The 8,879-nt window shown below is 46.9% G+C and carries 8 protein-coding genes and 1 pseudogene; 4 read left to right on the top strand and 5 right to left on the bottom strand.

All coding sequences use genetic code 11. From position 1 onward, the window contains the following. Window positions 1-281 precede the first annotated feature (281 nt). The 4 genes and pseudogenes from NG99_RS23255 to NG99_RS30420 all read left to right on the top strand — a co-directional run bounded on the left by NG99_RS23255 (window position 282) and on the right by NG99_RS30420 (window position 4,157). Entirely contained in the window at window positions 282-1,892 is a 1,611-nt protein-coding gene (locus tag NG99_RS23255) for a DUF6311 domain-containing protein (protein ID WP_034898324.1), read from the top strand. Window positions 1,893-2,519: 627 nt separating this feature from the next. After that, window positions 2,520-2,630, top strand: a pseudogene (locus NG99_RS30090) (hypothetical protein); the annotation flags it as partial. 230 nt (window positions 2,631-2,860) lie between these two features. Then, a complete protein-coding gene (locus tag NG99_RS23250; protein WP_034898322.1) occupies window positions 2,861-4,084 on the top strand; it encodes a tyrosine-type recombinase/integrase in 1,224 nt (407 codons plus the stop codon). Between the two features lie 19 nt (window positions 4,085-4,103). Further along, complete coding sequence (locus tag NG99_RS30420; protein WP_408606432.1) at window positions 4,104-4,157, top strand: hypothetical protein; 54 nt, start codon at window positions 4,104-4,106, stop codon at window positions 4,155-4,157. Between the two features lie 91 nt (window positions 4,158-4,248). Here NG99_RS30420 and NG99_RS23245 read toward each other — a convergent pair whose 3' ends face one another. From NG99_RS23245 to NG99_RS29745, 5 genes are all read right to left on the bottom strand, one after another. Beyond that, window positions 4,249-4,638 (bottom strand): HumD family translesion DNA polymerase, encoded by a 390-nt coding sequence (locus NG99_RS23245; protein ID WP_034898320.1) that lies wholly within the window; start codon window positions 4,636-4,638, stop codon window positions 4,249-4,251. 5 nt (window positions 4,639-4,643) lie between these two features. Next, window positions 4,644-4,883 (bottom strand): hypothetical protein, encoded by a 240-nt coding sequence (locus tag NG99_RS23240; protein ID WP_034898318.1) that lies wholly within the window; start codon window positions 4,881-4,883, stop codon window positions 4,644-4,646. Window positions 4,884-5,025: 142 nt separating this feature from the next. Further along, window positions 5,026-5,400: a hypothetical protein gene (locus NG99_RS23235; protein WP_034898316.1), complete on the bottom strand. Its 375-nt coding sequence runs from the start codon at window positions 5,398-5,400 to the stop codon at window positions 5,026-5,028. An 8-nt stretch (window positions 5,401-5,408) separates the two neighbouring features. Continuing rightward, window positions 5,409-7,610 (bottom strand): hypothetical protein, encoded by a 2,202-nt coding sequence (locus NG99_RS23230; protein WP_034898314.1) that lies wholly within the window; start codon window positions 7,608-7,610, stop codon window positions 5,409-5,411. A gap of 46 nt (window positions 7,611-7,656) precedes the next feature. Next, the coding region (locus NG99_RS29745) for a host specificity factor TipJ family phage tail protein (RefSeq protein WP_034898312.1) at window positions 7,657-8,879 on the bottom strand (1,223 nt) is incomplete at its 5' end.

The following is an 8,879-nucleotide window of genomic DNA, read 5'->3' as shown; positions in this document are numbered from 1 at the left end:
CAGAATCGTGTACAGGGTCATTTTTTCTTTTGATGTTAATTAAGGGGGGGTGTTTTCTGACCAGTCACCCGCACAAAGCCGGGCGTAGTAACCCTGTGCCTGCCACTGGTTCTATCCTGATGCCCTCGACAAATGCGTGTTTGATGCTGTCTCTGCATGCTATAGCTCATCTCAAGTACTCTCCCGCACTCATCAAACAGATAGGTGACCATTCACTTTCACAATATTTGCTTATGAGTTAGAATAAAAAAATTAATAATAATATTAATCAAGGAAATACAATGACTTTTCAGATTTTAAAAACCGATAAAGCAATGAAGCTATTATCATTGCTTATTGGCGCTGCATCATTTATGTACTTCGTCGGGCCCGAAGTCTTGAATCCTCTTAGTCTCGGATGGATGCTTTCCGGAGACCCTGCTCAGCATCTCCTGGGATGGTTAACATTTAAAGAAACCCCTCTGTTGCAATTGCCCTTTGGGATGAACTATAACTATGGCTCAGAAGTAAGCAGTTCCATTGTTTATACCGACTCCATACCGCTTGTGGCAATGTTATTGAAGCCATTTGCAAAGCTTACTGATATTAATTTTCAGTATGCTGGATTGTGGCTTTTTATATGCTTCACATTACAGTCTTACTTTTCTTTCCGCCTCATGCTAAGACTCACAGATAACAAAACCTATTCATTATTGTTCGGTGCCCTCCTTTCATTTGCACCAATAATGTTATTCCGGACTCAAAACCATCTGTCCTTGTGCTCACACTTTCTCCTCGTTGCATCGCTATATTTATTAATATCACAAGCAAGCAATGCGAAATGGATTACTCTATTGTGCGTATCAGTACTCGTCCATGCTTACCTTCTCGCTATGGTATTCCCGGTGTATATCTGCTATCTGGCTTACTGCCTGCATGCCGGAGATAAATTAGCTCGCCAGATAGTTAAACTTTTAGTGGCTCTGGCTTTTCTTGTTTTCTTCATGTGGTTTTCGGGTTATTTCGTAGTGAGCAACGGCCTGGGTATTGGGGGTTATGGCGTTTTCAGGATGGATCTTCTGGCGATGTTCAATCCTGGTCAGGATTACATGTCTCACTTGATAAAGCCTAACAACAACCAACTAACAAACTTAGAGGGATTTAATTACTTCGGATTCGGGGCGATTATTTCAGCATTCATAGCATGTTATGCATACTTTTCTAATCGAGAGTTATTCAATACGTCCATTGATAAGTACAAGGCTTTTGTTTTAATCGTTGTATTACTAATTTATGTTTTCAGTGTATCAAATACAGTATCAATACTTGGTTACACAATTATTGATATAAGGATACCACGAATCGTCCATAAAGTACTTGATGTCTTCAGAGCTAATGGTCGATTTTTCTGGATAGTTTATTATGCTTTATTTAGTTTAATTTTCTACGTTATCTATAAAGTATCAAAATTTAAATCCATACCTGTTTTAGCTGTTGCACTTTTAATCCAATTTGTTGATGTGAGTGGATACAGGCATTACCTTGATATCAAACATATCAATAACATAACCAGCTCCAAAAATTATTCTGACATTCCTGAAAACATCGAATACACTAAAATCAGTAAAATTGAAATGATACCACCAGCAGACTTCGCAGGAAAAAACAATGAAATACTGTATTGGGGTGTTAAGAAGAACCTCCCGGTAAACTATGGTTACCTAACAAGATTCGATGGCAAGAAAGTTGCGGAGCAACAGATTGAAATCAACAACCTGCTAAAAAATAAAAATCTTGAGGCCGGTTCTCTCTATCTTATTGGCAAGAGTGCAGTATCCATGCTTTCTTCTTGTGGGAAAGAAACCGTCACATGCGTAGATACAAAATTCGGGAAAGCAATGTATTTAAATTAATGAATTAGAACGATGCGCGTTGATGACAATTCAGCATGGAAAACCGGATTGCAGCGCGCAGAAATAACTGATTTCAGATTTCATGGCTTGTGACATGCCAAGGCAATTTTACAGTCATTTTTCCTCTACTTCTTTCCCCTTGTTTTCCATCGCCAAAATATAAGAGCAATAGCCAAAAAAAACACAGGAATTACATGTACAAAAAACCAGATTACCAATCCGAAGTAAATATATATGGCACCTGGCGCATCCAGATCGTCCTGCCAGGCTAAATAGCCCAGGTAACACCAGACGATGAATCCACCGGTGATCCATACAAGATATACTTTCCACCGGTGTTGATTTATCAATGCAATCACAGTTGTCCATTCCAATATGTGTAAGTTAAGACCATTATTAACATACTCTGATAATTTAGTTAATGTGTTCTTGCTTTTGAGTTGTTGCCATTATTTCACCTGGCTACGTAATCCCAACTTGCTGTCGATTAAGGAATCGATATGGGGATCTACAAACCTGAATCGGTAACAACCTCAACCAAAGCAACTGGCATTGATGAAGGCCCTGTTGAGCATGACTGGAAGTGGATCGCGATGATTAAGGTTACAGAGAAGAGGAATAAGCGGGATGGTACAGCGTTATGCTCATCTGGCACCTAACCATTTAACCGAGCATGCGCGTCACATTGATGCGATTTTTAGCGCCTCTGTCCCAAATCTGCCCACAAGGAAATTTTGAAAACAGGAGGAGGAGGGTAACTCATTGAATACTAATGGTACGCCCTACAGGATTCGAACCTGTGACCTACGGCTTAGAAGGGCGAAAACTTGGTGTTTCGTTTGATTCCCGAACATTACACTTAATTTCAACTTTATGAATTATAATGTTTTTTATATGTTGTTTGGGTTCACCTCATACCATAGTATTTCATCCCTAAGACACCCGTTAAGACACCCAAGGGCACCTATATGGCTGGAGTACTTCTCACTGACAGTAAGATAAAGGGTATCAAACCCAGAGACCAATCGTACTACGTCTGGCAAGCATCTGCCACCAGAGGTACAGGTAGGCTAGGTTTAAAAATCCACCCTTCCGGCCGGAAAGTTTTTGTCTATAAATATCATAAAGACGGATCAAGGCGTTTTTTATCGTTAGGGGATTATCCCGCTCTTTCCCTGGCTGATGCTACCGCTAAAGCCCTCACTGCGGCCAGCAACTTAGAGCAACTTACCGTAACTGTGGTTGAGCATGCCACGCTTAAACAACTTTTTGATGACTACATCACTGACCAGAAGAGACGCGGAAAACGTTCTTATGATAAAACAGATGGCCGCTTAAAACAGGTCCTGGCCAGCGATCATATTCAAGGACAGCAGGCAGCAAAAGACGTTACCCCAGAGCAGATTAAGCGCGTTTTGGCTGAATTTATTGAACGGGGGGCTAACGCCGGCGCAAATAAGGTTAGAGCAAACCTTCATGCAGTGTTTAACTTTGGGCTATTTGCTGACAATGACCCAGCCAAGATTAGCCAGAAAACAATTTACGGACTGGATCGTAATCCTGTAAGCGTTATTCCCGCCCAACGAGGAGCAGATAAAGCTCTCGATCGTTTCCTCTCATGGGCCGAGCTTTCAGATTTGCTTCAGTTGCTATCTGTATCCCCGTCAGCGTTGCAGATTAACTGGGATTTCGCTGAATTACTGCTGCTCTGCATCCATACTGCCGGGCAACGACCATGGGAGATAATGACTAATACCCGGAATAATTGGGATAAAAAAGCCCGGATCCTGACTGTACCACCTCACATTTCCAAAAATGGCGATTTCCATGTGATCCCTCTTAGCGATAGCGCCACTCAAATCTTGAACTCGCGGGAATCCCGTTGTCCAGACTCTGACTTCCTCTTTCCAGCAAAAACTAAAGAGGGGCATCTACTCTCTGCTGAGTACAGCAAGCAAATCAGAAAGTTTTGTGACAGAACAGGATTCGAAAAATTCACGCCGCGAGATGTTCGAAGAACATTTAAAACGCTGGCTGGAGACATGGGGATAAGCTCAGAAATGCGCGACAGGTTGCAGAACCATAAGAAACCAGGTGTTTCAACCAAACACTATGATAGATATGACTATTTACGTGAAAAGAGAGCGATTATCGAAGAGTGGGAGGAAAAATTAAAATCGCTCCAAAAATGACAAGGCGAAGCTCAATGCGGTGATTGAATCGATGTTCGAAGAAGCCGATATGTGGTTAGTTAAGGATGAGTGACACCTAGGCCGGGAACTACCCGGCCTTGCCACTGAAAAATTATATTCTTAGTTCTTTTTTTAATTCCGTCACTTAACGCCTTACCTATTTTTTATATGCATGGCCTTTCGTCGAACTCGAAACAGCTCGTATCGTTAACAGAGAACGTGACAACGCCGAATATCACCGTTGCTTCGACGTCCATGTAATCTGTGTCCAGTCGGAGTAATGGTCGCATTGTTTCCAGATTCATCAGGCACGGAAGCGGGTGCAATTTCAGCATACAAAGTCGGTTCTCCCCTTCAATGCCAGCCACAACCAGTGATCCATCTACCGGCGTTCTCGCACGATCGACCACCAGCAGCGCGTCTTTCATAATGCCAAATTGTGGTGCGGCGATACCGGCTTTCATGAAGTAGGTTGCGCTGGGCCGGAGTATGCAAAGCCTGTCAAGCGATATGCGGTCTTCAATGTAATCCTGAGCAGGTGAAGGAAATCCCATAACTATTACCTCACATAGCCCATGTTCATCAAATAGAAGATCCGGGCCTCCCCCTCATGCGGAGTGATATCCCTGAAGCAACACTGGTAGTGCTCTATCCAGATGTTTGCCTCGCGCAGGCTAAAGTCATGGTTATGTCGGTGAAGCTCGCGCACAAAGTCAGTCGTGGCCACAGTCCGGCGGCCGGATGGTTCAACTTTGATGCTGTCGTTAAACGCGTTATGAATATCGTCAATACGTGCCATTTTTAATACTCAACATTACTGGTTATGCATACAGTAGTATTGATTAACATGATCGATCAAGGTGCGGGGCGAAGGAAAATTCTATGCGGTTGAGAGATGGGAAAATTTAGTTTGGAAGGAGCCCGGCGAACCGGGCTGGTGATCAGCTCGAAGCTTCTGTTGCAGTGGCTGTTGCGTAGTAATCCCTGAAATCGCACATCCTGAAAAATGGCCCGAAACGGATCGACTCATCGTCCGGCAGCGCATCAATAAACAGTGACAGCCATTTACAGAACAGCAACGCCTGGTCTGTCGTTGTTACCTCTGAATTGATGTCTGTACCGGCCTCGGTGGTTATTGCATCAGTATCAATACCATCCGGCATATCGTCGCCCTTCTGGAAATAGGCGATGTACCCGTCATTCATGCTGTTGGCAAAAAACCTCGATCCGGTACGGAACGAGGCAATCTGCTCAACAACGTTATCATCCGTCATCGTCACGCTGTCGGTCGACAGGGTGCTTTTGTAGTCTGCCATATAACGCCTTATGAGTTGGAGTTGTAGTAAGGTATCCAGCGTCGCGTGCCGTTAACAACGATGCTCATCATCCCCGCCACCGAGTAACCATCCAGAGCTGTTACAGCCGTTGCGTTGGTCTTCACGACCACATTCCCGTCCTCGTTAGCGCCAACGCCAGCCAGCCGGTTATGGACAGAAACGCGGGCCTGTGGCGTGGTCCCTCCCGGCGCCGCAGTCTGCGAGGCAACATCAGGCCACCATTTAGCTGAAGTTCCGCTTGAAAACCTGTCAGGCCCATTCGTTTTAACGAACACAGAAGCATTTCGCGTATATTCCGCAATTTGCACATAAACAGTGACGTACGATGCCGAGACAACGCACTGGAATGTCAGCGCACAGGATGACCCTTCAAAATCCATCGTCGTTTTAAACGAACCGGAGGAAATTCGCTGGATGCGGAGCGTCGCCTTACCATGCGCGTCTCTGCCGCCATCAATGGTCAGCAAAGAGGTTTCCAGAGATGTGAAGCCCCGCACCCCAAGCACCTCAACAGAAACTTCCTGATTCGTCAGACCAATGTAAGCGCGTCCAAGCTTATACCAGGTGCTGCTGCCACCTTCGTTATTTATCAACTGCCGGCTGGTCAACAGGTCAACAGACATCTGGCCCTGTATCCTCATACCATGAGGCTGGATCTGGATTTGCCCTGCCTCCCATACAGATAACCACGGGCTTCCAGAGTCTGTGGTATCAATGGAGCTTTGCCCCTGGAAGTTGTCAGAGTTTCTTGTTAGCCGGGAATCCTGCGCGTTGATGGCGACATGACAGTCTTCAATGCTGACTGCGTCCCATTGCCACTGACCGTTATTAATATTCATTGGCGCGCCGTTATAGGCATGCTCAATCCATACGTTATTCATCAGTGACTGTGTGCATCGTTGTAAATCCAGCAATGCATTTGTACCCTGATAATACTGATGGTTGTGCTCGGTAAGTTTTATTGCGGTACTGTGGTCCCAGCTGTTTTCGCTGGAATATGTCGCCTTAATCACTGAGTCCCAACAGTAATTTGAATAGATATCGGCAAATAAAGTATCAATGGTATCAACCACAGCAAATCCGACGCCGCCAGAATAATTCATAACCATGTTATAAATATGGGTATATTGCCCCTGCGTCATAATGTTCTGGAAAAAGCCCTGAGTATTGCTTTGCGCCGTGGTTGTATTCTGGCCGTTGAAGATTATCCCGCCCACCTCAACACGCCGCGACTTCACCTTCAGGACCGGAGAGGTGCTTTTATCTGAGGTAATGGTCGTTGTGCTGAAATAGCCAAACCGGGCCTGTCGCCCTGCCCCCACAAACCGTACGTAGCTGCGGGAAGTGGCTGAGTCATCAATTGGGGATACCAGAAACGCCCCTGGCGGAAACTGGACGCCTACAGATGGGTAGTTACTTTGTGCCCAGTTGTACATTCTCAGTACGGCGTCATGAGAATCTGACGTGCCAGGTACCGCGCCAAAATGCGTTACGTCAAGCTGATCGGGATCGTCCGTTCGTTTCCAGTACCACGAATCATTGACGACACAGTTAGCGCCGCCGTCGTCTGATCCGCTACCAGAGACAGAAACAAACTCCCCGCCACCGTAACCAGTGCCGAAGGTGTATTCCCGCAACAGCATCCTCTGACCGGCCTTCTCAGGTACTATTTCCCGCAGGGCGGCATAGTCATTGCACTGGCCAACGAGCTTGTAGCCGTCGGAATCAGTCAGCTCCTGGCGCAGAGCCGCATCCGCAACATTAACAAAATGCTGGCCGTCCAGAGAATCCCAGGTTTCACTGGTTGTTCCCTGAGTGGTATAGGGAAGGCTGGTCGCCGCTGTCAGCTTCCACAGTTCATTGTTGTAACGGACAAGCTGGTTATACTCGGTGATCGTCAGAATGCCGGATTCATAATCACCAATAACGTCATAGCCGGACTGGCTGATGACGGTGTAAAAACGGTCCTCCTGTGAATCCAGCTGGTTAACGAACCGGGACTCCTGATCCGCCATCTGGTCTTCAAACTCGGTTTCCATTCCATGCCAGGTACGGCGCATCACGCCAAACCGGTCAGCCCATTCAGTGCTGTCCAGATCGTTGACGAAGTGATCCAGGTTTTGAGCGTTATCATACAAATCTTTTGCAGCAGACGACCCCAGCGGGTTCCTGGTATTGTAGGTGGTCATACGGGCCTCATAAAAGAGAAAACCCGCCGGAGCGGGTCTGAATTTTTCAGGTGGAAGAGGTGTTGTCGGTATCGCCGGGATAAACGGCATTATCGTAATCGTAAAAACTGTCCCGGTACTCGTTAGCCGTTACCTGGCATGTCCCGTCTGACTGCGGTTCTATTTCAGAAATTAATGCATCGTACCCCACCCGCGAAGAGTCACAGAAAATCAGCCGCGGTGGCTCTATAGCTGCATCACCCAGCACAATGTCATCAAATGCACTTTGCCAGGGAACGGATAACTGAAAGTCTCCAGCCTGAGTTGCCGTCAGCAGAGGTGATGCTGTGCCATCCTGGTATCTCAGCACCGCGCGGGGGTTAGCAAACGACCAGTCGGGCGCCTCACTGACGGTGAATGTCGTCACTCCACCAGCAGTACTCATTGCCATGATCAGACATGAAACAGTTTTGTTTCCGGGTATATCGTCAGTCAGAATCACGCGATCGCCAACGTTATAGCAGAGCGCATCCAGCTCCGTGATTGCCGTAAACGTCAGCCGTTGCTGCTGATATTTCATCAGGCGCCGCATGCCTGTCTGATAGGCCTTATCCTGATCATGAACCCCGTCCAGCGTATAATCTTCGATCTTCGACGGCGTGGGATTCCCCGGCAGACGGCACTGGACTGTTTCCTCCGCCCAGGTGCTCCCGTTGATGTAGGTAACATCCACGCCATCGTAATCATCGTCTGACGGCGCCGCAAAAGCTGTTTCCAGATAATCTGTCGTTTCCTGCGGGCTGATAATTCCGGTCCATGTTTTCACTCCTTCCCGCCCCACGGATGCCAGACCATCACTTAACAGGAAATAGCTTTTCCCGGCGTTCGTGATTTTCTGAAGCATATCGAGTGCCGACATGGAGTTTGAAGAGGATGAATCTGCTGAATAATCGAAGTAGTCTCCTTCAGGTGTCCAGTGGGCACTTTCAAGTTCCGCAATGGCGGCTTCGTCCATATCCAGCCCCAAAGAATTACCCACATGGAGTAACGCCCCGGAAATAGTCCTTGCGGTCCCGGTGTCATACTGGCGGGTTGCGACGACATTTACCCGACGATCTGACTGCGCGGCCAGCTTACCGCCGGTCTCAACGGTCACCCCCATAAGTGTTACGCCAGCGTAAGATGAGGGCCTGGTCTTCAGGCGTCCCCGCAGCGCCTGCCAGTACATATTATCGCGTGCGTTGTTACTGCCCTGTTCATTCCGGCGGCGGCAGCGGACCTCCACTAACC

Origin of the sequence: Erwinia typographi (assembly GCF_000773975.1) — a bacterium.
Lineage (GTDB): Bacteria > Pseudomonadota > Gammaproteobacteria > Enterobacterales > Enterobacteriaceae > Erwinia > Erwinia typographi.
Note: the sequence above shows the minus strand (reverse complement) of the source record. Positions and strands in the feature narration are given on the sequence as shown.

Excerpts from the sequence above, each read along its gene's own strand:
- NG99_RS23235 (WP_034898316.1), bottom strand. The coding sequence starts at position 5,400 with ATGGCAGACTACAAAAGCACCCTGTCGACCGACAGCGTGACGATGACG.
- NG99_RS23240 (WP_034898318.1), bottom strand. The coding sequence starts at position 4,883 with ATGGCACGTATTGACGATATTCATAACGCGTTTAACGACAGCATCAAA.
- NG99_RS23230 (WP_034898314.1), bottom strand. The coding sequence starts at position 7,610 with ATGACCACCTACAATACCAGGAACCCGCTGGGGTCGTCTGCTGCAAAA.
- NG99_RS23255 (WP_034898324.1), top strand. The coding sequence starts at position 282 with ATGACTTTTCAGATTTTAAAAACCGATAAAGCAATGAAGCTATTATCA.
- NG99_RS23245 (WP_034898320.1), bottom strand. The coding sequence starts at position 4,638 with ATGGGATTTCCTTCACCTGCTCAGGATTACATTGAAGACCGCATATCG.
- NG99_RS23250 (WP_034898322.1), top strand. The coding sequence starts at position 2,861 with ATGGCTGGAGTACTTCTCACTGACAGTAAGATAAAGGGTATCAAACCC.